We start from the raw sequence: 22,870 nt of genomic DNA on the forward strand, positions 1-22,870 counted from the left end.
CAATCCCAAAAGAAGCGTCCACGCGAATGATGCGTGAGCAAGGCCCTCCGTGCTGGCCTCACATTGCTTTTTTCACCGCCTGTGTAGAGCCGCGAATGACGAGTTCGACGGGCAACACCATGTGTTCGGGAGAATAGTCAGTGCCAATCATTTTTTGAAGCAGGGCGCCTGCTTCGGTGCCTAGCCTGTACTGATGGATTCTCACGGTGGTCAGTGGCGGGTTGATGCGGTCGACCATCAGCATGTCGTTGTAGCCGGTCACTGATACGTCCGACGGACACCTTAAATTTCGTCGGTTCAGCGCTGTGATGGCGCCCATCGCGAGGCGATCGTTGGCGCAAACAATGGCCGAAAACTCGCTGCCTGCAGCGATAAGCTCCTCTACACAGCCTTCGCCATCGATCTCGTTGTAAGCATCGGCAAAAACGACGAGCCGCGGATCGGGGTCGAGGCCCATCGCCGACCTATACCTTTCGAAAGCGGCGTAGCGCTCGGCGCCTGTCGAAAAAGTCTGAGGGCCCGCGATGTTGGCGATTTTCCGGTGGCCCAGTGAAACGAGATGAGTCAAAACCCTGCGGATACCTTCATCGTCATCATGTACCACGGACGACACGGTCGGTTTGTCCACGCGGCGGTTTACAGTCACAATTGGGACCCCCTCCGCAATTGCGCTGTTGAGCGCGTCGTCGTCGCGCTCGACGCTTGCCAGCACCAGGCCGTCCACACCCCGTCCGAGAAAGGTGTCCATCAGGTGGCGTTCCCGCTGATGATTGCCGTCGGTGTTGCCTACGATTGCGACGTACCCGCTGGCTGCCAGTGAATCTTCGATTCCACGTATGATTGGGGGAAAGATCGGATTTGTGATGTCCGGAATAATGACCCCGATTGTCCTCGTGCGGTTCGTTCTCAACGAATATGCCGCTGTATTCTGCCGATAGTCGAGTTCTTCACTGACGCTAACTATCTTCTCAACCACCTTCGGGTTGATGCGGTGTCGGGTCTTAGGGTCAAGTGCTCTCGAAACCGTAGAAACATGCACTCCAACTCGATTGGCAATCTCTTTTAGAGTGACTCTCTGTTTCATTTCATGCTCCCCGGGATCCTTCTCGACTTTTACGAGATCTGCAATCGATTTCCAAGGGGTTTTGGCTGGGCCTGATACTGACCGCATGATGAGCATTCGATGTGAACGACACACGACCGAGAACCGGATTGGCTATGCTGGGCTGGCTGTGTCGAACGCAAGCAAGGACTCTTGACTGGAAAGGCAATTAGCTTTGCGCACTGATGTGCTGGATCGGCGATGCCGAGCCGTCGCCCAAAAGCGTGAGGTCTGGGGGAAGGACTGTCCACTGTCCGGCTTCTCGCGATCGAAACCCGACCGCAATACAGGCGCTTAGGGCGACACTGCCAGCCGGGGCGGTTCACGCCGTCTGAGCACGCGCCCGCACGAACTCGTAGATGTCCCTCCAAAGGCGAAGGCGTTCAAATGCCGCGCAAGCCGTCGGCGTGCAAAAAATTCTATCGAAAGCGGCAATCGATTGCACAATTTTGTTGACGTTGCCGACCGAAGGGCGTAGCTAGTTGCAAACGTTTGCAGCGCAGCGATGCGCAAAAGATGTCGCGAGGAGGCGCGCGGATGATCATTGAAAACGAAAAAGGGGTGACCGAAGCGGTTCTCGCTGCGTCGGCTGGTACGGAGAGCCCGCGGCTGCGCGAACTCATGTCTGCTCTGGTGCGGCACCTACATGCCTTCGTGCGTGAGGCGCGGCTTTCCGAAGAAGAGTTTGAAGTTGGCATCGACTTTCTCAACCGGATCGGTCAGGCCACGAACGATCGGCACAATGAGGGCATCCTTTTCGCGGATATCCTTGGGCTTTCCACGCTCGTATGCATGTTGAACAACGGCGGAGCCGGGGCCACGGAGACTGCCGCCGCGCTGCTGGGCCCCTTCTGGCGCATGAATTCGCCACCTACCCCGAATGGTGGAACCATCATACGGTCGGCCACCCCAGGGCCAGCGCTCTTTGCGCATTTCACAATTTCCGATCCCGCGGGAAAACCGATCGAGGGTGTGGAGGTGGATGTCTGGCAGGCATCGCCGGTGGGTCTTTACGAGAACCAGGATGCCTCACAGGCAGACATGAATCTTCGCGGTAAGTTCACCACCGATGCCCAAGGGCGCTTTTGGTTTCGGTCAGTCAAACCCGCAGGCTATCCCGTGCCCACCCATGGCCCGGCCGGCGAGGTTCTGCGTGCACAAGGGCGGCACCCGTACAGGCCCGCGCATCTGCATGTCCTTGGCTTCCGGGAACACTACAAGACGCTCATTACGCAGATATTCGTCGACGACGACAAATACCTTGAGAGTGATGCCGTCTTCGGAGTGACCCGACACCTCGTCGGTCAATACGAGAAAGGTATCGGCGCAGCGCCTGACGCGGATGTGACGGGCGACTGGTACCGGCTCAATTATGCGTTCGTGATGGAGCCTGGCGAAGCCAAGCTCCCGATCCCCCCCATTAAGTGATTCAAGAGGTCAAACGATGAGCGAAATGTCTCAACTCTCCTCCGCGCAAGCTTCCGAAGGAAACCGGCGGATACCATTTCCCCGCTCTCTGCATGGCAAAGTCGCACTCGTAATGGGTGGTGCGGGGGCGATCGGAGCGGCCACTAGCAGCCTTCTGGCCGAACATGGTGCCAAGGTGATCGTCACGCATCTTTCCAGCGAGCGCGATACGGCCGCCGCTACGAAGCTCGTCGGCGAACTCGGGTCGGAACGGTGCGTCGCACTGCCCGCCGACGTCGCCGACACGGCGTCGCTGCTGCTGCTTCGACAGGCCATCGAAGCCAATCACAGCCACATCGACATCCTCGTCAACGCAGCTGGCTACACGATTCCCGTTCCCCACGCGGACCTCGACGCTCTGACTGATGAACTCATCGACGCGATGTTCAAGGTCAACTGGCGAGGCCAATACGCCGCGATCAGAACATTCGCCCCGCTGCTTCGCGCAAGCGGAGACGGCCTCGTCGTCTCTCTTTCTTCGATAGCGGCATTCACTGGAATTGGTTCCTCCATCGCATATTGCGCGGCCAAAGCCGGGATCGATGTCATGACCAAGGCTCTGGCCCGGGTCCTTGCACCTGACATCAGGGTGCTCGCTGTTTCCCCCGGGGTTGTCGATACGCAGTTCGTTCCTGGCCGTGGCAACGATTTCAATACCAAGGTCGCGGCATCGACGCCTTTGGGTCGGATCGGCGAAGCGGCCGATATCGCAGCGGCGATCGTCGCCTGCGCGACCATGCTGAATTACTCGACCGGCCACATCATCCAGGTCGACGGCGGCCGGGCACTGTAAGGGAGATTCCAGATGCGTACGCCACTTGCAAAAGTGTTTATCACTTGTGCCGTCACCGGGAACCTCACGTCACCCTCTCAAACGCCGCACCTCCCGATCACACCGGCACAAATAGCCGACTCCAGCCTGGCTGCCGCTGAGGCTGGAGCCTCGATAATCCACCTGCATGTCCGCAATCCGGAAACGGGCGCGCCCTCGATGGACATAGCGCTCTACAAGGAGGTCATGGACCGCATACGGGAGAAGAGACCTGAGCTGATCATCAACCTGACGACAGGCCCGGGCGGACGGTTCGTGCCGTCTGAAGCTGATCCGCGTGTCGCAGGTCCGGGCACAACGCTCTTGCGTCCCGAACTCAGGGTCGAACACATTGCCGTCCTGAAGCCTGACATCTGTACACTCGACTTGAACACCATGAACTCGGCGGGGCAGGTCGTCATCAACACGCCTGAAAACGTGCGTCGCATGGCAGCAGTGATCAATGAGGCAGGTGTCGTCCCGGAACTCGAACTCTTCGACTCCGGCGACATCGCGCTCATGCACGACTTGGTCAAGGACGGAACTCTCAAGGGGCCGCTGCTGACCTGCTTCATTCTGGGAGTGAAGTATGGCTTCCAACCCAGTGCTGAGACGGTGCTGTATGCCCGCAATTTATTGCCTGACACTGCTCGCTTCACCGCGATCGGTATCGGAAGGAGCGCCTTCCAGGCGGTCGCACTGTCCTACCTGATGGGGGGCCACATTCGGGTCGGTCTCGAGGATTCCATCTACTTGGACCGTGGTGTCTTGGCGCCGTCTAACGCCAGCATGGTCGAAAAGGCGCGCCGCATCGTCGAGGACCTTGGGGGACAAATAGCGTCTCCGACCGAGACGAGAGAAATGCTCGGCTTGCCGCGACTGCATGCCTAACCAGTCAAGCTCACTTACATTTGGAGTTGAAAATGAACGCCACTGAGACCCTTCAGAGAGATGCCATCCGTGCTCGTAGCCTTCGATTGGAAAAGAAGGCGGCAAGCTATGCCGAAATCGAACTTGGTGTCAGCGAGCATGCCCTGCGCGAACCAGCTGAAAACGAGGTCGTCGTCCAGATTCTCGCGGCAGCGGTGAACCCCTCCGATGCAAAGGCCGCGACTGGATTGATGCCCTATGCAGTCTTTCCACGCACGCCGGGTCGTGATTTTGCCGGAAGAGTCATCCGGGGCCCCGAGGCGCTGGTCGGACAGCTGGTATTCGGGTCGTCCGGTGACCTCGGCATTCGAGCGGATGGTACGCATTCCAGTCATTTGGTTGTTGAAGCTGATGCCGTCGTCCCCGTTCCGGAAGCCATCTCTGTCGAAGAGGCCGCCGGCGTTGGTGTGCCGTTTGTGACCGCCTGGGAGGGCTTTGCGAGAGCGGGTCTGCCGGAAGCGACGGACACTGTTCTCGTGCTCGGTGTAAACGGGAAGGTGGGCCAGGCTGCTGTACAGATCGCCACCTGGCGCGGCGCACGTGTCATCGGGGTCTCGCGTAAGGCCGAACCCTACATCGGCCATGCTAACGGCCCGGTTGATATGATCGACAGTTCCAGCGAGGACGTTCCACAGCGGGTTCGCGAACTCACCGAAGGACGCGGCGCGACCATCGTCTTCAACACCGTCGGAGATCCGGCGTACGAGATTGGTCAAGCATCCATGGCACCGGGCGGGCGGGCAATTTTCATTGCAGCGGTGAAACGACTTGTCACCTTTGACATCCTTGCTTTCTACAAGGGCCGTCACACCTATATCGGAGTAGACACGATTGCCCTGGGCTCGGTTGCCAGCGGCGCAATCCTCCGCCAGGTCATGGTCGGCCTTGCGTCCGGCGCTTTGCGACCTTTCCCGATCCTGCCGCACGCGGTGTATCCTTTGAGCCGCGCTTACGACGCTTATCAACTGGTCGCGGGGTCCACCCGTGACCGGGTGATCCTGGTGCCGGAGAACTAGGAGTGCACGTCGTACGCTATAGTGCAGCGCCGTCTTATCAGGCGGCGGGCCACGACGGCATGGAAATGATTCGTCTGCAGGGTCGGGAGGCGGGCCCTGCAGACAATCTCTGGCTGGGCGTATCAACGATAGAACCCGGCGGGGGCACGACGTTGGATGCGTCCGCATCGGAGAAGTTCTATGTCGTTCTGACTGGCGAAGTCATCGTATCGAACGGGTCGGAAGAGGTAGCACTCCACCGATGGGACTCGTGCCGCTTTGCTCCTGGTGAATCCAGGGCCCTTCGCAATGGCTCCTCGGAGGCGGCCATGATCCTTCTTGCTATGCCACTTTCGCCATCTCCCGCTGCGCCACCAAAAACGTAAGCAGAAAGGTAAACCGCATGCCGATGTATTCTTTGAATAATAGGCGGCCTGAGATTGCTGATCGAAGCCGATTTTGGATCGCGCCTACTGCGACCGTGGTCGGTGGCGTCGAACTCGGTCTCGACGTGAGTATCTGGTTTGGAGCAGTCATTCGGGGCGACAACGAACTGATCATCGTTGCCGACCGGACGAACGTGCAAGATGGAGCCGTGCTTCACACCGACCCCGGCTTTCCGCTGAAAATCGGCGCCGACGTCACGGTGGGCCACAATGCAATTCTCCACGGCTGCACGGTCGGCGATGGCACCCTTATTGGCATGGGATCGACCGTGCTGAACGGCGCCATTATTGGAAGCGAATGCGTGATAGGTGCCAATGCACTCATCACCGAGGGCACCAAGATTCCCGATCGAAGCCTTGTTTTGGGCAGTCCTGGAAAGGTGATCCGAAGCTTGAGAACTGACGAGATGGAGAGATTTCGGGGTGCAGCCGCGCGCTACACGGCAAAAATCGCCCTGTATCGGGCAACAATGCTTGAGGTTGATGCCTAGGAGTGTTGCCGGCGCCGCCATTCAGTGAGAGGCGGTCACGGCCTTCTAGGGCTACGGGAGAGCGCCGACATGAACTGCCGGGAAGACCAGCAGATCGATGTGCGGGCCAGTTTGCACCGCCCGAGATATCGTGTGTAACCACAGGGAGGAAGAAATGGTTTTTACTCGCGGAATTCCCGGCGCCCGGGGCGCCGATCATATTGGTTTCAACGTTCCGGACCTCGACGCGGCCACCGACTTTCTGGTCAACGTGATTGGATGCGAAGAAGTTCACCCAAATGGCCCGTTCTCATCCGAAGACGACTGGATGGCGTCCCACCTTGATATTCATCCGCGTTCCGTAACCAAGCGGATGAAGCTGTTTCGGCTAGGGCATGGGAGCAATTTCGAAGTATTCGAGTACACGGCGCCCGACCAGACCGATTATCGTCCCAAGAACAGCGACATGGCAGGCCACCACATAGCAATCTATGTCGATGATATCGATGCCGCCATTGATCATTTGAAAGCGCACAACGTCACAGTCTTCGAAAAGACCATAATTGAGTCCGGTCCGACGCTTGGTGAAAGCTGGTGCTACTTCAAGACGCCTTGGGGTCTATATATGGAAGTGGTCAGCTATCCTAACGGCAAGGCGTATGAGCGCACCCATGTGGGTCGAAAGCTCTGGGACCCGCGCACCCCCTCTGAGTGAGGCGAGGCAATAGTTGAAGATTGAAGAGCCATGTCACGAACTGCCATGGCTCCTTTGATTTGATACCCAGCCGGTGGCGGCTGAAAACGGTTGGGGTGTCGCGGGTCGCACTAGCCCGGCTGGCAGCACAATTTCAGTCAGGGTCTTTGCCAGTGCGGCAAAGTCCTGGGCGTGTGGATCGCTGCGTCGCCAGGCAAGCGCGATCGTGCGACTATTGTTCGGACCGGGAACTGGCAGATAGTCGACGGGATCGTTTTGGGTGGCCGCGAGCGCCGGGACGATCGTTGAGCCTTCGCCCGCGGCGACCATATACTTGAGTGTCTCGAGGCTGGTGGCATGACGCTTGCCACGCTTGAGCGTTGAGCACGCTGCGAGCGCTTGCCCTTGAAGACAATGCCCATCGTCGAGCAGCATCAGATCGTAAGGCTCCGGCGAATCCTTCGACTCGGTCTTGGGCACCGCGAGCATGAACGGTTCTTCGAACAAAGGTTTGCTTGATAAGAGCGGTTCATCGAAGGGAAATGACAAGAGAGCGCCATCGACTGCCCCAGAAAGCAGCTTACTGATCAAATCACGGGTAAAGCCTTCCTCCAGCCCGAGGCTGAGGTCAGGATACAGCTGACGCATTTGAGGGAGCACAAACGGAAAGATGTAGGGACCAAGCGTGGAAATTGCTGCGAGCCGCAAAGTACCGCCGAACGGTAGATTGGGTTGTCCGGTGAGTGCTATGAGCTTGCCCGCCTCTGCGAGCACACGTCTTGCCTGCTCGACAAATTGTTGCCCTTCTCGAGTGAGGAAGACGCGCCGAGTAGTGCGCTCGAAGACTGTGATCCTGATGCTGGACTCGAGCTTTTTGATCTGTGCGGAGAGGGAGGGCGGAGCGACCCGACACTGCTTCGCCGCGCCGATAAAGCTGCCGTTGTCGGCGACAGCAACGACGTATTCAAGGGCTCGCAATGAAAGATAATTCAGGTTTATCATGAGACCGTCGAGCCGTCGCCAATGTCCGAGCAATGACCGCGCTGCTTCTATGCAAGCGTTCCAAAAATTCAGCAAGCCCCCGCTATTGCCCAAGCGGCAGGTGTGGACCGCTTGGCCGTAATCCGCTCCATTTTGGCAGTAATCCTCTCCTGCAGGGCTAGCGAAGCCTGGTGCATTTTCCGTTGGTAATTATCGAGAATAGCGATTGCTGCAAACGAGTTCCGAACGCGGAAATGCTGTCTTGGACCATAACACCGCACGCCGCTGGCCCAATTGCACCTATAGCCAACCCATGAGTTCTCGCTGGAGCAATGTGGAGAGGAGGAGAATCTGGTCCCTCTGGTTCTCATCAAAGCGGGACGTTTCGGCCGTTTGCCCGCCGTTGGAGAGAAACGTGCGGGCGATTTCGGAGCAATGATCCATTGCCGAGGGGTCATCGAAAGCCGATGAGGTGGCTATGATAGCGATCCGTTCGACGCCTTTAACCGCTAGGTTCCTCGCGATCTCGAGCGTGTAGGGCTTGAGCCAGCCCTTCTGACTCGAAGGCGCCTGAAAGGAGGCAATCAGTTGATCATGGTTGGCTATCCGGATTTTCGTGTGGATCCGCGCTTTTACGCGACACGTCCACGTTGAGCAAAAGTCCGAACTGCTGCGTCCGACTTGTGAGATGCCAGCCGGAACAAGAGTCCCGGACGATGACGTCTACCAAGGCGGACGACCGCATGCCCACAGAACATTCTCGTTCCGTGGACATCGGAACCCAGAGCGCCGAGCGGCACGTCTGGGTGCGGGCGGCGGTAGCCAATCTTCGCCGCTTTGATTGTCCGATGGACGTCCTGCCATGAACCGAGTTCGACGGGCACCTTCCCATTCTTCCATAGACGGGAAACACACCCTTCCTCGAGAACCGGCAGGACGTCCTTCATTCCAGCCAGGCAGGCAATGCCACGCCTGGCGATCTCTGTTGCCGACGCGCAGGCGTCGGGGGCATCAAAGGCGAGGTTGCCGATGGTCGAGGAGTACCCCGCCCAGACCTCAAGCACTTCGATCCCGGCAAGACGGGCGCGACGCTGAAGCATCTGCACCAACACCGTCCTTGCCCAGTAGTTCAACAGCCTGTTGAGAGAACGACTCCTGCCGCTCGACCGCAACTTGCCAAGGCCTTTCTCCACAACGATGGTGCCGCAGCGATGTTTGCGTGCCATCGAGATGGCGCGGTCGCAGACCGCCGCCAGCGTCTCGCGCACAAGCTCCGCCGACGAGTCCTTGGGCATGTCGAGCTTCACCAGGGCGTGCTCCAGCAGACTCGTATCCTCGACCGACGACGGATCCTTTGTATTCGCCGCCACCGCCAGGCCGATCCAGTTGGGATTGAGGTCGATGCCGAGGCAGCGGCCCTTGATCGGCACGACCGGGCGCCGCCGCTGCGGGTGGTTCGGCAGATCGGCGGGATCGAAGGTCACGCTCACATGCGTGTCGTTGATGGAGAAGCTGACGTTGACCCGGTCTGCTTCGGCCTTGTTTCCGCAAATCTCGGCCAATTGCCGCAGGATGATGCCGCGGTTGCCCGTCATGCGAGCCAGATGGAGAACCGCCGTGCGCGTCACTGTCTTTCCCGACCGACCGCCGCTCTCCTTGCGGCCGATCTTGACGACGACCGTCGTCTCGTCGATCAGATGGATGTTCTGGTTCCCGCGCGCCTTCTGGCGATCTCCAAAGCTGACAAACGGATGCAGTCTTCTGCGTTGCCATTCGTCCCGCGTGATCAGACCCTTGCGCCGGCGCTCGAACTCCGCTCGACCGCCGAAGATCGCCGTCCCGGCCGGACTGAGTTTTCGTTTCCACATGCCGAGCTTCGTCGCGCAGTGGATCGCCCAGCTGTCGAGCAGCCCTTCCTGGGCAAACCGCGCCTTCACCAGGTTGCGCAGGTTCATTTCCTTCGGCCTGGAGCCGTCGGCATTGAGCGCGTTTGCATAGGCTGTCCTGATGGCAGCCGACTGCACGCGCCGCAGATCGTCGAGGAACGAATGATGCTCGTCTGAACAGTGGTAGGGAACGGAGATGGTTTGCAAGACAGGAACATCGTTGGAGGGATGTTCCTATTGACTGTCGAATCCTTGCGGCGGTCAAACGCCGGCGGAAATCGGACTACAACGTTGAGCTTCGACAGCGCTCATCAGTAACAAACAGAGGATTCGCGGTTCCACACGAAAATCCGAATAGCCCATGGTTCAGCCCAAGATGAACGCAATGTACGTTGATCGTGTGATGGCATTGTTCAAAGTAGGGATCGCCATCGCTGATGGTCTCGATTGGCCGCCCGGGAAAGCATAGAACGAGTGCTTGCGACGAAGCGTTGCGATGGAAGCCCGCCTTGATTACGGATTTCGCCAACGTGTCGATGTAAGCGTCTTCTGCGTAGTAGGGGGCAAGCACCCGGATCGTTGGTTGCCGTTGTAGTCGCGCCAGCGCCCTGAATGCGGCACTGCAAATCCGGCCCGTTGTCGCATTGGAATACTGGGGATAAAGGGGCGCAAGCAGAATGCGATCGCAGCCTTGCCGCATCAGATCGATCATTGCCTGATCGAACGAGAGCGTTCCATGCAATAGGACGGAGCCGACGACGATTTCGGCGCTCGAGTTTCTCAGCATGCTGCTGTTGATACTCTCCTGGAACAAGGAGGAGATGCAACGAAGGTCGGCTGGAGCCGTGGACTCAGCTTTCGGTGGAGAACCCGCCTGCGGTTTCTCATTGCCCTCGAATCCTAGGGCAGCAAGCAGAATTCCCACTTTCCGATCGGAAGAATATCTGACCGTAGGCGAGTCCTTGAAGTGGGTAAGGATCTCGTGATTGCTCGTCAGCCCGTATCGACGCGTTGCCATGACAACCTTCCAAAAAGCGTTGCCGGGGAGGGGATCCCCGACAACGCGTCGAGCGATGCCGGGAGGGGGGATGCCCGACAACGCGGCAAGCGATGCCGGGGAGAGGATCCCCGACATCGCGGCGGGCGGAGCCGGGGAGGGGACCCCGACAACGCGGCAAGCGATGTGAGTGGTGCCCTAGCGGGTTCCGAGTCTTTCGAGCGCCTCTGCTACACCTTGTCCGTATTCAGGATCCGCTTTTGAGCAGTTTTCGATATGTCGGTTCTTGACCTCGGTCCTAGCGTCGCCCATTGCGCGAGCTGTGTTGTCGAACAACATCTGCTTCTGTGCCGGCGACATCGAACGGAACAGATCACCAGGCTGCTGATAGTGGTCTTCGTCGACACGGTGGTCCCAATGGTCGGCGGCGCCGCTGATTTCGAGCGGTGGCTCGTTCAGGAAGGATTGATCGCGCCACTCGCCCTTGCTGTTGGGCCAGTAGGACGGCGTGCCCCCAAGATTCCCATCCGTCCGCATTGCGCCGTCCCGGTGGTAGCTGTGGTACGGGCATTTCGGCGCGTTGACTGGGATCTGGTGATGGTTCACACCCAACCGATAACGAGCGGCGTCGCCATAGGAGAAGAGACGGGCTTGTAGCATCTTGTCCGGAGAGAAACTGATGCCAGGGACTACGTTGGCTGGAGTGAATGCCGCTTGTTCGATCTCGGCGAAAACATTCTCGGGGTTCCGATTAAGTTCAAAAACACCGACTTCGTGCAGCGGAAACTGCTTCTTCGACCACACCTTCGTCAAATCGAAGGGATTGAACGGGTAATCTTTCGCATCTTCGTCGGTCATGACTTGGATGTACATTTTCCAGCGCGGGAATTCACCACCCTCGATGCTCTCGTAGAGGTCTCGATGGTGGGATTCACGGTCTCGGCCGATGACATCGGCTGCAGCTGCATCAGTTAAGTTTTCAATGCCTTGCTGTGTCCGAAAATGGAATTTGACCCATGTTCGTCGGTTCTCTGCGTTGATGAAGCTGAAAGTGTGGCTTCCGAAACCGTGCATGTGCCGATAGGATCGCGGAATTCCGCGCTCGCTCATTACGATTGTCACTTGATGGAGCGCTTCCGGAAGAAGCGACCAGAAGTCCCAATTGTTGTCCGCCGACCTCATGCCCGTGCGCGGATCGCGCTTGACGGCGTGATTGAGGTCCGGGAAGCGCAGAGGGTCGCGGAAGAAAAAGACCGGTGTATTGTTGCCGACGACATCCCAATTGCCTTCCTCCGTGTAGAAGCGGAGAGCAAAGCCGCGAATGTCGCGCTCGGCATCAGCGGCGCCCCGTTCGCCCGCGACTGTAGAGAACCGCGCGAGGACCGGGGTTTGTTTTCCGATCTCGGAAAACAATTTGGCCCTGGTGTAACGGGTCACATCGTGGGTAACGGTGAAAGTCCCATGTGCGCCGGCGCCCTTGGCATGCATACGCCGTTCCGGAATAACCTCTCGGTCAAAATGCGCGAGCTTTTCGATCAGCCAGATGTCTTGGAGCAATGCGGGGCCACGAGGCCCAACCGTCTGGATATTGACATTGTCGCTCACGGGAGCGCCGTTGGCATAGGTCAGCGGCGGTCGCTTTTCATCGGTCTTCATAGGGAGGCTCCGGTTGAGATTTTCCGAACCGTGGCATCAATCGGAGCAATTGAGAATGATAACAAACCTATTCGATTGTGAGGCAACTAAGCATAATCAGACCATCACCACCTTTGGCAGATATTCGTCCCTGAATGGCAGGTAAGTGACCCGCGAGCGAATTGCTTGAAGATCATGAAGTGTCAACTTTACGGACAGCGGCGATTGAACGTCCGCTACGGTACAAACGTGCCGCCATTCTCCAAGCAATGAGGTTGTCCCATGAAAAACGAGCAGAAGGTCGTTGCCGGCATCAAGATTCCTGATAGTGCGATGGCGAAAGCCGCAACGGAACTGGTCCGCGACACGGAAACAGACCTACTTTTCCATCACTCCAGCCGCGTATTTCTGTTTGGAGCCCTGACGGGAGAGCGCAAACAGCTGAAGTACGATGCGGAGCTCCTCTACATTGGCGCGATGTTCCATGACATGGGTATCATGGATCAATATGCTAGCGACCATGATCGCTTCGAGGTGGACGGCGCGAATGCTGCACGCGATTTCCTATCGGCCTATGACGTCTCCGAGCGCGGTGTCGACGACGTATGGGATTCGATTGCCCTCCATACCACTCCGGGGATCCCGCAGCACAAGCGTCCGACCGTTGCGCTTGTTACCGCCGGCGTCGAAATGGATGTGCTCGGGATCGCCTATGATGAGTTCACCGATGCTCAACGCCACGAAGTCTGCTCATGCCACCCCCGCGGTCTGAAGTTCAAGCACGGCATCGTATCGTCTTTCTGCCTGGGAACGATTCGCAAGCCGGAGACCACGTTTGGTAACGTTAAGGCGGACGTCCTCAGCTACATGGATCCGACCTACAAGCGCGAGAACTTCGTGGACATGATATTGAACTCGAAGTGGGAAAGCTGATCTTTACAGCGAGTTTGTCAGGAATTGATCTCGATACTGGGTTGGGAGGATGCGAAGCCTCTTGAAGAAAACCTCGCGCATGCGCTTCGGATTTCCGAATCCACATTCATGGGCGATCACCTTCAACGGCTTTCCGGTTCCTTCCAACATCGCCCGCGCGGCATCGACACGCGCCCTTTCGACGAACTGGGCTGGTGTCGATCCCGTCGCCGATACAAAGATCCTGGCGAAATTGCGCGCACTCATCGAGCTCGCGGCGGCTAGTTCTGCTACTGAAAGCTGGCGGTTAAGATTGGCCATTACGTAATCCGTGACACGTGCGATCGGTGAGCCCGAGTCCGCGGGCACTTCGATGTACGGGCTGAACTGTGACTGACCTCCCTGGCGTTGGGCAACGACGACCAAGCGTTTCGCCACCGCCAGGGACACCGCGGGCCCATGGTCTTCTCGGACCAAAGCCAACGCTAAATCGATCCCTGCTGTCACTCCTGCGGATGTGACAAGCGGACCGTCCCGCAGATAGATGCGGTCAAAGTCCACGTTGGCATTTGGAAAGCGCGCAGCCAGCTGTTTCGCGTTCTGCCAATGGGTTGTGACGTTGCGTCCGTCAAGGAACCCGGCTGCCCCAAGCAGGAACGCGCCAGTGCAGACGGACCCGTAGATGGCGCTTCGAGGCACCAAGCGTTGGATGCATTCCACAAGCTCCTGCGGCGCTTCGGACGTAGGCAGCAAGGGCCCCCCAGCGACAAGAAAGAGGTCGAAAGGGCCTTGAGCGTGCCGATACGAGAGGTTGGCTCCCAAAATAGTCCCGTTGGAAGCGTGAAACCCCCGATCGCCGGGCCCGATGGAGGCGATACTGTATCCGGCCTCCACTCCGACAATCGCATTCGCTTCGGCGAAGACATCAAGTGGGCCGGACACATCCAAGGCCTGCACACCTTCGAAGACAAGCATTCCAATAGTCTTCGTCAACTCGATCCCCCTTTTCAGGCGCACCCGGCGCCTCATATGAAACCCGACCCGGCATGCCAAAGTTTTTCGGTACGCTCCGCACGGAGTAGCAATCTTCCGTCGGTGTCCCAGTTCCAATCAAGAGGCAGTTCAACGGAATGACAACGTGAGGTCACGCGTCGCCAACCCTTCTGATGAGTCCAGTGAGTAACTCGTGTCGAGGTGGTTAGCACAATCAGATGCGACGACGTGTGGGAGATCGGCCAATCCACAGTGGAATTTGGGTAGCGACCAAAGGCGTCAGCATACTGAAGGGAATTGCTCGACAGGATTAGCGATGGAGAGCGTGGTGGGCTTGCACCGCTATTTGCAGCTGATCTTTCAGCATAGCGCGCGGAGGTATCTACCCGTGTCACCCAAGTTACAGGCGCGTACCAACTTCTGTCTATTGTCACGCCCGGGAGGACCTGAGCGGCGCAGTTCATCGCCGCGAAATCGAAGCCACGACACCTAAAAAATCTGGGTCGTGGCCGGGTCAACGAGGATCAGAAATGCGTATGTTTGCGAAGCTTTCTCTGGCGGTTTTTGTAGTGTTTGCCGCCGGTGGTGTAGTTCCTGCATCGGCTGGCGGGAGCTACTACAAAGGCGTATCGACTTCACCCGTCAATGACGGACATGGAAGCCAAAAATATGCCCCATCGGGCAAGACCGTAAACCACCCGCCGCCAAGAAACGGCTCCTACTACAAGGGGCTCTCGAACAAGAAATGAAATCATAGAACGGTAGCATCGTCCCCGGCGGTACCCGCCCGTCCGCCTGAGCACAATGCCTACCCTGGAGATGGGGGAGGGCGCCTTTGTCGCCCTTCTTTTCCTGGATTTTAACCGCGGCCACCCTGCTCCCTAAACAACGAAGCCACCCACTCGATGAAAACTCTAACCCTCGGAGCCAATTGCCTGTTGGGAGGGTAGAGGAGCGACACAGGGGTGCTCGTGGGAAGAAACTCTCCAAGTATTTCAACGAGTTCGCCTGACTCCATCGCGGCGAGTCCGTGATATCGCGGGATCTGTATCAAGCCAAGCCCGAGCTTGGCGGCCATAAGGTAGCTTTCCGCCGCATTTACCGAGACCGTTGCGGGCAGCAAAAATTCTTCCGTGCGGCCTTCAACTACGAATTCAAGTGGGACGATTTTGCCGCTTGCGCTCGAGCGGAAGCCGATCATGCGATGTCCATCAAGCATGTGAGGATTCAAAGGCGTTCCATGTTCCGCGATGTATGACGGGGCTGCAAGCGTCACCTCCTCCAGCATCGCCACCTTGCGTGCAACCATATCGCTATCCTGCAAGGAACCAACCCGCAGCACGCAGTCTATTCCTTCGCGTACGATATCGACAAAGCGATCACTGCGCGGCGACAATCAAGGTGAGATTCAGCGTCAATCAGGATGAGACTCGGCGGCGGGGGTGTGACGAAGGGAGGGCGTAGCCCGACCGGAGTTACACCCCCGCCGCGGCGCAATTTTTCGGCGTCTCATGATCGCGGTCGGCCCGCTACGGTGGTGGTTATCTGGAATGGAGAACCACCTTTGTGCCGGGTCGCCATGTAACCGATCATCAGATGAGATTATTCATGAAGTACCGACAAACGCATTCTGTTGAGGTCGCCGCCGCGAAGGCGTCGATCAGCCGGGCGACGGCGTTCCGTGTGGAGAAAGAGCAACGCCTTCCGTCGCAAAACAAGCCGCCCCGCGGTCGGCGTCGCCCCGATCCGCTTGCGCATATCTTTGATGCGGAGGTCGTTCCGCTCCTCAAAGCCGCTCCCGGCATTCGTGCGGTCGCCGTTTATGACGAGATGCTGCGGCGTCATCCGGAATTGCCCGAAGGCATTCGCCGCACACTTGAGCGACGCATCCGGTCATGGCGAGCCGCTTACGGTGAGGCACAGGAGGTGATCTTCCGCCAGACGCACGAGCCCGGCCGGTTGGGGCTGTCGGATTTTACCGACATGGGCAGCCTCAGCGTGACGATCGCCGGTCAGCCGCTCGACCATCTGCTTTATCACTTCCGGCTGGTTTGGTCGGGCTTCGAACACGCCCATGTCATCCTTGGCGGCGAAAGCTTTGTCGCCTTGGCCGAGGGCCTGCAGAATGCCCTGTGGTCGGTCGGCGGTTCGCCGCTCTATCACCGCAGCGACAGCCTGTCGGCCGCCTTCCGCAACCTTGATGCCGATGCCAAGGTCGATCTGACAAACCGCTATGAAGACTTGTGCGCTCATTACCGGATGACCCCGACGCGTAACAACAAGGGCGTCGCCCACGAGAACGGCTCAATCGAAAGTTCTCACGGCCATCTCAAGAATGCGGTCCGCGATGCACTCCTGATGCGCGGCACCAGAGACTTCGACGATCTCCGTTCCTACCGCGCCTTCGTCGACGAGATCGTCAGCCGCCGCAATGCCGCACATGGCAAGCGCATCGATACCGAGCGCCCGCATCTGCAGGCGCTTCCCGATCGCCGCACGTCCGACTTCGAAGAGGTGGTCGTCACCGTGTCGCGCACCGGCGGCTTCGCCTTGCGCAAGGTCTTCTACACCGTCCCCTCCCGTTTGATCGGCCACCGGCTGCGTGTGCGTTTGTTTGACGATCGCCTCGACGTCTTCATCGGCGGCACGCATCTGCTGACGCTGCCACGAGGTCGCGCCCATGCGAGTGGCAAGCACGATCAGGTCGTCAACTATCACCACGTCATCCACTCTCTGCGCAAAAAGCCGATGGCTCTTCTCAACCTCGTCTATCGCGACAAGCTCTTCCCCCGGCCGGAATACAGAAGGGCTTTCGACACTCTCATCGAGCAACTGCCTGACCGGCAGGCTTGCAAGATCACCGTCGAATTGCTGGCGCTGGCGCATGATCGCGGCTGCGAGCGGGAACTGGCCGAGGAGCTTGCCAGAACGCTCGACGCCCACAAACTCCCCGACCTGGTGGCCTTGAGAGCGATCTTCGGCCCGGACCCGGATCAGTTGCCGACCGTGCATGTGCAACTCGCATCGCTCAATAGCTATGAAGCCCTGATGGGGGCTGCCTATGCCGGAGAGGTCGCATGAAGAGCATTCACACAATCGACGAAGCCCGCCTCGGCATCATGCTGAATGAGCTCCGGTTGCCGACGATCAAAACACTGTGGTCGCAATTTGCCGAACAGGCCGATCGGGAGGGATGGCCAGCCGCCCGCTTCCTGTCGGCCATCGCCGAACATGAGTTGGCCGAGCGAGCGCATCGCAGGATCGAACGCCACCTCGCCGAGGCACATCTGCCGCCTGGAAAGACGCTCGAGAGCTTCGCCTTCGACGCCGTGCCGATGGTCTCCAAGGCCCAGGTCATGGCCATTGCCGCCGGCGATAGCTGGCTCGCCAAAGGTGCCAACATCCTCCTGTTCGGTCCGCCGGGTGGCGGAAAGAGCCATCTCGCCGCCGCCATCGGCCTCGCGCTGATCGAGAACGGTTGGCGAGTGCTGTTCACGCGCACGACCGACCTCGTCCAGAAGCTTCAGGTCGCACGGCGTGAACTCCAGCTCGAATCCGCCATCGCAAAGCTCGACAAGTTCGATCTGCTTGTCCTCGACGATCTGGCCTACGTCACCAAGGACCAGGCCGAGACCAGCGTGCTCTTCGAACTCATCTCCGCAAGATATGAGCGGCGTTCCATCATGATCACCGCCAATCAGCCCTTCGGAGAATGGAACCGCGTCTTTCCGGACCCAGCCATGACGCTTGCCGCGGTGGACCGACTTGTTCATCACGCAACGATCTTCGAAATGAACGTCGAAAGCTATCGGCGACGTTCCGCCATGGAAGCCAAACGCCAGCGCGGCAGACCTGCCGCCTTCGCGACAATTAAAAGTGCTTCCCAGATTGTCGCGGAGCGGCAATCAGAACACGACGAGACTCTTGCCAGCGACAATCAGCATGATACCTTCATCCCGACCGCGACATAAGAGTCTCATCCAGATTGTCGCCACCGTCTCATCCTGATCGCCGCGCTATAGCGATCACCCTCGCTCATGTAGACTTCGATTTCAGGATATAATTTGAGGAATTGGGGAAGGCTGGGCAGGACGAAGTGGCGCGCGAGGGTGCCATGAACGTCAACGCGCAGCAGCCCCTTCGGCTTTGCGCCGGCGAACGCTCCTTCTGCGTCTTCGATGTCAGCCAGGATGGCTAAACACCGCTGGTAATAAGCCTCTCCATCGAGCGTCGTGCTGACAACCCGCGTCGTGCGTTGGAGCAATTTCACGCCCAAACGGGCCTCGAGCTGTTTCACTGCATCGGTTACCGTTGAGCGCGGCAATCCCAGGTCCTCTGCCGCAAGAGTGAAGCTCTGTCGCTCTACGATACGAGCGAACACGCGCATAGCATCAAAACGGTCCATAAATTATTGTCCGCCGTTGTCGGATAGTGGCGGCAGACTATGGCCCATTATTCGTTCAGCAGCCAGGCGTAAAACTTGGCCATCATGAACGAGGTACCCTTCACCATAGTTCGGGCCAGGATCGCCATTCCTCTCCCAAAGTGGGCTCAGAATGGCTAGAGATATTGTGGTTCGGGGATGACGGCTAATCATACGATCCGGGCTCAAATCGTTGGTGCACGAGGTGCAACGTGTTGGATTTGAAAGAAGTCTATTATTTCGTTCAAGTGGTGAACCGAGGGGGATTTGCAGCAGCAAGCCGAAGTCTTCAAATTCCAAAATCGACCCTCAGCTACAGGATTCAGCAGCTCGAGTCCTCGTTGGGAGTTCGCCTGGTCAATCGAACGTCTCGCCGTTTCAGTATGACTGATGTAGGACGCGAGTTTTACCAGCATGCCCGCATACTTCTAAAGGATGCGGAGGATATTGAGGATATCGTTCGACAGCGGTTGGCGGAACCCAGCGGGATCGTACGGATGACGACGCCGCTGGATGTTTCTCAGTTTGCTTTGCGCGAGATCCTTCCCGCGTTCATGCTTCAACATCCCAAGGTCGAGATTCATCAACAATCGACTGACGTGCTAATCGACATCGTCGAAGAGGGCTTCGACCTCGCGCTTCGAGGGCATTCGTCACCCTTACCCGACTCGTCACTGGTTCAGCGCACGATCGCACGAGTACCTTGGTTCCTCTACGCTGGAACTCGCTACCTTGATAGCATCGGGTTTCCCGAAACACCGGAGGATTTGATCGGCTGCAACTCTATTGGTGTGCCGCGCGACAATGCTTGGCAATTGCAGCATTCTGACGGTCGACGGATCGATGTAGGTATTCAGCCGCGGTTTGTTAGCAATGACATGGTCGCCTTGAAACAGGCAGCGTGCGCGGGCTTGGGAATTGTGTCCTTACCGCACTACGTAGGTGGCTTGGAAGTTCAGTCAGGAGAGCTGAAACAGGTTCTTCCAGGATGGATCACGCGAGACTCGAGCGTCACTGCTCTGATGCCATTCCGTCATGGCCTCTTGCCTGCGGTCCGTGCATTGGTTGATTTCCTCGCGGTGGAATTTCCCAAGGCTGCAGCTGTCCAACATCGTGAAAATGTACCGACAATTTAATCGAGCTGCTCTGGAATGTGATCGCTCTTGGGGCTTGAGCTCCTCCTTGATCTGGGCACCTTGACTGGTCGTCCCCCATTCGGTGTCTCCTTTTGACCCGCATGGGTCCGCTCCATTCAGGAAGGATGACAGCACGATTTGTCGTCCAATTTTTTTGGACGAAGCGTTCCAAGCTGCCCGGCTTGGCGGGCGCTGAGCGCGTCTCTAGCCTCACCAGATCTCAACGGACGTCGCAGGCCCGGCCGTGTTGTAAATCCGTTGAGTTCCAGAGAGGAGAAGCAAATGTTTCAGGGTTCACCAGTTCGCGGCTACCACCACATTACCATGTGTGTTGGCTCGGCTCAGGAGGATTATGATTTCCATGTTAAGGTGCTTGGTCTCCGAATGATCAAGAAAACCGTTCTGTTTGATGGTCGCGAACCGTTTTACCATCTCTACTACGGCAACGCTTCCGGACAGGAAGGCTCGCTTGTCACCACTTTCCCGATGGACTGGAAGACTTCCGGCGGCGTTGGGTCGGGCCAGGTCTGCATTCTCAGTCTGAGTGTTCCGGAGGGAAGCTTTTCGTTCTGGGAGCAGCGTCTTCAGAATTTCGGCTACAATACCCGTGTCGAAAATCGCCTCGGCGCTAGGCGGCTTTGCTTCAATCACCCGTGCGGCATCGCATACGAAATCATCGAGATGGCGGGTGATACACGAAGCGGCTGGGCCCAGGGCGGCGTTCCCGTCGAAGCGGCCATTCAGGGGATGCGGTCTGTTACCATATCGACCAGAGATCTTTCTCCATTTTCCGACTTCCTTAGCGAGGGACTTGGTTTCGTCAACCAGGGAAAAGATGGGAGGAATGCGCAGTTTGCGATGGGCGGTGGTGTCGGATCTCCTCTTCTGGAGGTCCTTCACGAGGAGGATCGGCCGCAGGGAAGTTGGACTTGGTCCCGTGGAACGGTTCATCACATTGCGTTCGATTTGCCGACAGCGCCAGTGCAGCTGGACCTCAAGTTGCACTTGGAAGGTTTGGGGTACACGGATGTTTCGGAAGTCAAAGACCGGAACTACTTCAACTCAGTCTACGTCCGCACGCCGTCAGGCGCGCTTTTTGAGGCTGCAGTCACTCAAGAGCAAGGCTGGCTGAAAGACGAACCCGCCGCGACACTTGGGCAAGAACTGAAGTTCCCACCCCAGCTTATCGATCGACGAGATGAAATGATCGGCAAGCTCGAGCCGATTGTCCATTAATCAAAATAGAAGCCGCCGGTTGGCTACTTCGACGGGATAGCCAGTCGGCGCGATGAACACGGCGCAGGCTTTCGCCTTCGGCCCCTTCGGCAAAGGCATTATCTTCCTTCGTGACATCGAACTAATTCGTCCCGCCAAGCGTAGCCCGGCCCCAGCATTTCCGCGCTGCTCCCGCAGAAGGGCCTGATGAAGCTGGCCCAGATCAGCGGCAACTAGGTGAAATAGGCGGAGAAATGCCCTCGCTGGCACACGGCACCTAGATGGCCCCCACCAACATTATCTTATGATTGCGATCCGGAGATCCCATAGATGAACGACAACCTTACAATTGCGAGCATTCTCGCGAATTTCCGATCTGGCACGATGTCGCCGGTGGAAGTTCTAGAGAACTCGGTGGCCCGCATCGACAGTCTCAATTCTCGCATCAATGCATTGACCGCGCTCTGTATCGAACGTGCCAGGCAGGAAGCGAAAGCATCGGAAAAGCGCTACAGGCGAGGCGACGCGTTGCCATTGGATGGCATTCCGTTCGTAGCCAAGGACCTCTTGGACACCGCTAACGTTGAAACAACATATGGGTCCGTGCTTTACCGCGGCCATGTACCGCGTGAGGATGCGGAGGCCGTCGGACGGTTGCGAAATGCGGGTGCAATTCTAGTTGGAAAGTCGGCCACGCATGAATTTGGATGGGGCCTTACAACGACGAGCGCTCTTCACGGACCCACGCGCAACCCCTGGGATCTAACGCGTGTCCCTGGTGGATCCAGCGGGGGGTCGGCTGCGGCTCTGGCGGTTGATCTCGTTCCTTTGGCGTTGGGCTCGGATACAGGTGGTTCCATTCGGATCCCGTCAGCCTTCTGCGGCACAGCTGGAATTAAACCGACCCGGAACCGTGTGCCAATGGAAGGGGCATTCGCGTTGGCCTCGTCTCTGGATCATGTCGGTCCCATGGCGCGAACCGCTGAAGATCTGTCCTTGGCCATGGCGGTGCTCGATGGCACCTACGGTTCTGGAGTTCGAGAGCAAGAAGTAAATCCCAAGATTCTGAATGGTCTGCGAATTCTTGTGATTGACGACCTTCATCCCGTTGCGTTGACCGAAGACATCTCGCGGGTGTTTGCGGAAGCATGCGGCGCGCTCTCACAGCATGGCGCGAGGATTATAGACAAGCGCTGGTCGGACACCGAGCGGCCGGATCCCTATGGCATTCTGGCGCCGACCCTCAACGCAGAAGCGAGGTTAAGGCATGAAGTCGTTCTCGGCCATTATCCGCAGCGGGCTGCGGAGTACAGCCCGGATGTTTGCAAGCGAATAGAACTGGCTGCCCAGTATGGTCTGCGAGAGTACATCGAAGCGGCGCAGCGAAGGGCGGCTTTCACAGCCCAGTTTGTTTCCGTGTTCGCGGAGGGCGACGTGCTCTTGTCGCCAGTGTCCGCCGTTAGCGCGGTCAAGATTGGCACTGATACAGTAATCCATGATGGCAAAAGCGTTGAATTGAGATCGGCGATCATGGGATACATCGCGCCTCAGAGCCTGAGCGGACTACCCGCAGCGGTCATTCGGGCGGGTTTTGATCGGCATGAAATGCCAGTCGGTATCCAATTGACGATGGCAGCGGGCAGTGACCATCGCCTTATTGAAATCGCAGCGGCTCTTGAGACGGTTCTAGGTGCGACAGCAGTAGGTGGGCCCAACCATTCAATAAAAGTGAGCTAGCGATCTAGCAGCGTGGCAGTCCCTGCTTCGGCACTTCGTA

Annotated in this window: 20 protein-coding genes and 2 pseudogenes; 14 read left to right on the top strand and 8 right to left on the bottom strand. The window is 58.0% G+C overall.

Annotated features, from left to right (window positions below):
- Window positions 1–58 precede the first annotated feature (58 nt).
- The gene (locus tag LAC81_RS29170; protein WP_223728160.1) at window positions 59–1,084 is read right to left on the bottom strand and encodes a LacI family DNA-binding transcriptional regulator; all 1,026 of its coding nucleotides are present in this window, start codon (window positions 1,082–1,084) and stop codon (window positions 59–61) included.
- A gap of 555 nt (window positions 1,085–1,639) precedes the next feature.
- Between LAC81_RS29170 and LAC81_RS29175 the strand changes: the two genes are divergently transcribed.
- From LAC81_RS29175 to LAC81_RS29205, 7 genes are all read left to right on the top strand, one after another.
- Window positions 1,640–2,530: a dioxygenase gene (locus LAC81_RS29175; protein WP_223728161.1), complete on the top strand. Its 891-nt coding sequence runs from the start codon at window positions 1,640–1,642 to the stop codon at window positions 2,528–2,530.
- 16 nt (window positions 2,531–2,546) lie between these two features.
- Complete coding sequence (locus tag LAC81_RS29180) at window positions 2,547–3,362, top strand: SDR family NAD(P)-dependent oxidoreductase (RefSeq protein WP_223728162.1); 816 nt, start codon at window positions 2,547–2,549, stop codon at window positions 3,360–3,362.
- 12 nt (window positions 3,363–3,374) lie between these two features.
- Window positions 3,375–4,271 (top strand): 3-keto-5-aminohexanoate cleavage protein, encoded by an 897-nt coding sequence (locus tag LAC81_RS29185; RefSeq protein WP_223728163.1) that lies wholly within the window; start codon window positions 3,375–3,377, stop codon window positions 4,269–4,271.
- A 32-nt stretch (window positions 4,272–4,303) separates the two neighbouring features.
- Window positions 4,304–5,326, top strand: coding sequence for a quinone oxidoreductase family protein (locus LAC81_RS29190; RefSeq protein WP_223728164.1), 1,023 nt, complete (start codon window positions 4,304–4,306; stop codon window positions 5,324–5,326).
- Window positions 5,327–5,391: 65 nt separating this feature from the next.
- Window positions 5,392–5,691 (top strand): cupin domain-containing protein, encoded by a 300-nt coding sequence (locus LAC81_RS29195; RefSeq protein ID WP_223730351.1) that lies wholly within the window; start codon window positions 5,392–5,394, stop codon window positions 5,689–5,691.
- Between the two features lie 17 nt (window positions 5,692–5,708).
- On the top strand, window positions 5,709–6,242 hold the full coding sequence (locus tag LAC81_RS29200) for a gamma carbonic anhydrase family protein (RefSeq protein WP_223728165.1): 534 nt from the start codon (window positions 5,709–5,711) through the stop codon (window positions 6,240–6,242).
- 154 nt (window positions 6,243–6,396) lie between these two features.
- Window positions 6,397–6,936: a VOC family protein gene (locus LAC81_RS29205; RefSeq protein WP_223728166.1), complete on the top strand. Its 540-nt coding sequence runs from the start codon at window positions 6,397–6,399 to the stop codon at window positions 6,934–6,936.
- Between the two features lie 33 nt (window positions 6,937–6,969).
- Here the strand turns inward: LAC81_RS29205 and LAC81_RS29210 are convergent, their stop codons facing one another.
- The 4 genes from LAC81_RS29210 to LAC81_RS29225 all read right to left on the bottom strand — a co-directional run bounded on the left by LAC81_RS29210 (window position 6,970) and on the right by LAC81_RS29225 (window position 12,435).
- Window positions 6,970–7,917, bottom strand: a complete 948-nt coding sequence (locus tag LAC81_RS29210) for a LysR substrate-binding domain-containing protein (protein ID WP_223728167.1) — start codon at window positions 7,915–7,917, stop codon at window positions 6,970–6,972.
- 611 nt (window positions 7,918–8,528) lie between these two features.
- Complete coding sequence (locus LAC81_RS29215) at window positions 8,529–9,989, bottom strand: hypothetical protein (protein WP_223728168.1); 1,461 nt, start codon at window positions 9,987–9,989, stop codon at window positions 8,529–8,531.
- Window positions 9,990–10,065: 76 nt separating this feature from the next.
- Window positions 10,066–10,800 (bottom strand): ferrochelatase, encoded by a 735-nt coding sequence (locus LAC81_RS29220; protein ID WP_223728169.1) that lies wholly within the window; start codon window positions 10,798–10,800, stop codon window positions 10,066–10,068.
- A 177-nt stretch (window positions 10,801–10,977) separates the two neighbouring features.
- Complete coding sequence (locus LAC81_RS29225; RefSeq protein ID WP_223728170.1) at window positions 10,978–12,435, bottom strand: catalase; 1,458 nt, start codon at window positions 12,433–12,435, stop codon at window positions 10,978–10,980.
- A gap of 261 nt (window positions 12,436–12,696) precedes the next feature.
- Here LAC81_RS29225 and LAC81_RS29230 point away from each other — a divergent pair, with 261 nt between their 5' ends.
- Window positions 12,697–13,347 (top strand): HD domain-containing protein, encoded by a 651-nt coding sequence (locus tag LAC81_RS29230; protein WP_223728171.1) that lies wholly within the window; start codon window positions 12,697–12,699, stop codon window positions 13,345–13,347.
- Window positions 13,348–13,350: 3 nt separating this feature from the next.
- On the opposite strand, the gene LAC81_RS29235 is transcribed toward LAC81_RS29230, so the two are convergent.
- Entirely contained in the window at window positions 13,351–14,301 is a 951-nt protein-coding gene (locus LAC81_RS29235; protein WP_223728172.1) for a GlxA family transcriptional regulator, read from the bottom strand.
- Between the two features lie 548 nt (window positions 14,302–14,849).
- Here LAC81_RS29235 and LAC81_RS29240 point away from each other — a divergent pair.
- Window positions 14,850–15,068, top strand: a complete 219-nt coding sequence (locus tag LAC81_RS29240) for a hypothetical protein (RefSeq protein ID WP_223728173.1) — start codon at window positions 14,850–14,852, stop codon at window positions 15,066–15,068.
- A gap of 110 nt (window positions 15,069–15,178) precedes the next feature.
- On the opposite strand, the pseudogene LAC81_RS29245 reads toward LAC81_RS29240, so the two are convergent.
- Window positions 15,179–15,700, bottom strand: a pseudogene (locus LAC81_RS29245) (LysR substrate-binding domain-containing protein); the annotation flags it as partial.
- 185 nt (window positions 15,701–15,885) lie between these two features.
- Here LAC81_RS29245 and istA point away from each other — a divergent pair.
- Window positions 15,886–17,400, top strand: coding sequence for an IS21 family transposase (gene istA, locus LAC81_RS29250; RefSeq protein ID WP_419195845.1), 1,515 nt, complete (start codon window positions 15,886–15,888; stop codon window positions 17,398–17,400).
- Window positions 17,397–18,290, top strand: a complete 894-nt coding sequence (gene istB, locus LAC81_RS29255; protein WP_223728175.1) for an IS21-like element helper ATPase IstB — start codon at window positions 17,397–17,399, stop codon at window positions 18,288–18,290. Before istA ends, istB begins: the two co-directional genes overlap by 4 nt.
- Window positions 18,291–18,322: 32 nt before the next feature.
- On the opposite strand, the pseudogene LAC81_RS29260 reads toward istB, so the two are convergent.
- Window positions 18,323–18,724 (bottom strand): annotated as a pseudogene (locus LAC81_RS29260) (LysR family transcriptional regulator); the annotation flags it as partial.
- 230 nt (window positions 18,725–18,954) lie between these two features.
- Between LAC81_RS29260 and LAC81_RS29265 the strand changes: the two are divergent.
- The 3 genes from LAC81_RS29265 (at window position 18,955) to LAC81_RS29275 (ending at window position 22,830) form a co-directional block, all read left to right on the top strand.
- Complete coding sequence (locus tag LAC81_RS29265) at window positions 18,955–19,878, top strand: LysR substrate-binding domain-containing protein (protein ID WP_223728176.1); 924 nt, start codon at window positions 18,955–18,957, stop codon at window positions 19,876–19,878.
- Between the two features lie 282 nt (window positions 19,879–20,160).
- Window positions 20,161–21,114 (top strand): VOC family protein, encoded by a 954-nt coding sequence (locus LAC81_RS29270; RefSeq protein WP_223728177.1) that lies wholly within the window; start codon window positions 20,161–20,163, stop codon window positions 21,112–21,114.
- 309 nt (window positions 21,115–21,423) lie between these two features.
- Entirely contained in the window at window positions 21,424–22,830 is a 1,407-nt protein-coding gene (locus LAC81_RS29275) for an amidase (RefSeq protein WP_223728178.1), read from the top strand.
- The last annotated feature ends 40 nt before the right edge of the window (window positions 22,831–22,870 follow it).

Origin of the sequence: Ensifer adhaerens (genome assembly GCF_020035535.1) — a bacterium.
Lineage (GTDB): Bacteria > Pseudomonadota > Alphaproteobacteria > Rhizobiales > Rhizobiaceae > Ensifer.

What these genes read in the sequence shown, in the direction of transcription:
- LAC81_RS29225 (WP_223728170.1), bottom strand. Translation starts at nt 12,435, where the DNA reads ATGAAGACCGATGAAAAGCGACCGCCGCTGACCTATGCCAACGGCGCT.
- LAC81_RS29240 (WP_223728173.1), top strand. Translation starts at nt 14,850, where the DNA reads ATGCGTATGTTTGCGAAGCTTTCTCTGGCGGTTTTTGTAGTGTTTGCC.
- LAC81_RS29210 (WP_223728167.1), bottom strand. Translation starts at nt 7,917, where the DNA reads ATGATAAACCTGAATTATCTTTCATTGCGAGCCCTTGAATACGTCGTT.
- LAC81_RS29175 (WP_223728161.1), top strand. Translation starts at nt 1,640, where the DNA reads ATGATCATTGAAAACGAAAAAGGGGTGACCGAAGCGGTTCTCGCTGCG.
- LAC81_RS29180 (WP_223728162.1), top strand. Translation starts at nt 2,547, where the DNA reads ATGAGCGAAATGTCTCAACTCTCCTCCGCGCAAGCTTCCGAAGGAAAC.
- LAC81_RS29185 (WP_223728163.1), top strand. Translation starts at nt 3,375, where the DNA reads ATGCGTACGCCACTTGCAAAAGTGTTTATCACTTGTGCCGTCACCGGG.
- istB (WP_223728175.1), top strand. Translation starts at nt 17,397, where the DNA reads ATGAAGAGCATTCACACAATCGACGAAGCCCGCCTCGGCATCATGCTG.
- LAC81_RS29190 (WP_223728164.1), top strand. Translation starts at nt 4,304, where the DNA reads ATGAACGCCACTGAGACCCTTCAGAGAGATGCCATCCGTGCTCGTAGC.
- LAC81_RS29205 (WP_223728166.1), top strand. Translation starts at nt 6,397, where the DNA reads ATGGTTTTTACTCGCGGAATTCCCGGCGCCCGGGGCGCCGATCATATT.
- LAC81_RS29170 (WP_223728160.1), bottom strand. Translation starts at nt 1,084, where the DNA reads ATGAAACAGAGAGTCACTCTAAAAGAGATTGCCAATCGAGTTGGAGTG.
- LAC81_RS29220 (WP_223728169.1), bottom strand. Translation starts at nt 10,800, where the DNA reads ATGGCAACGCGTCGATACGGGCTGACGAGCAATCACGAGATCCTTACC.
- LAC81_RS29275 (WP_223728178.1), top strand. Translation starts at nt 21,424, where the DNA reads ATGAACGACAACCTTACAATTGCGAGCATTCTCGCGAATTTCCGATCT.
- LAC81_RS29235 (WP_223728172.1), bottom strand. Translation starts at nt 14,301, where the DNA reads ATGCTTGTCTTCGAAGGTGTGCAGGCCTTGGATGTGTCCGGCCCACTT.
- LAC81_RS29200 (WP_223728165.1), top strand. Translation starts at nt 5,709, where the DNA reads ATGCCGATGTATTCTTTGAATAATAGGCGGCCTGAGATTGCTGATCGA.
- LAC81_RS29195 (WP_223730351.1), top strand. Translation starts at nt 5,392, where the DNA reads ATGATTCGTCTGCAGGGTCGGGAGGCGGGCCCTGCAGACAATCTCTGG.
- LAC81_RS29270 (WP_223728177.1), top strand. Translation starts at nt 20,161, where the DNA reads ATGTTTCAGGGTTCACCAGTTCGCGGCTACCACCACATTACCATGTGT.
- LAC81_RS29230 (WP_223728171.1), top strand. Translation starts at nt 12,697, where the DNA reads ATGAAAAACGAGCAGAAGGTCGTTGCCGGCATCAAGATTCCTGATAGT.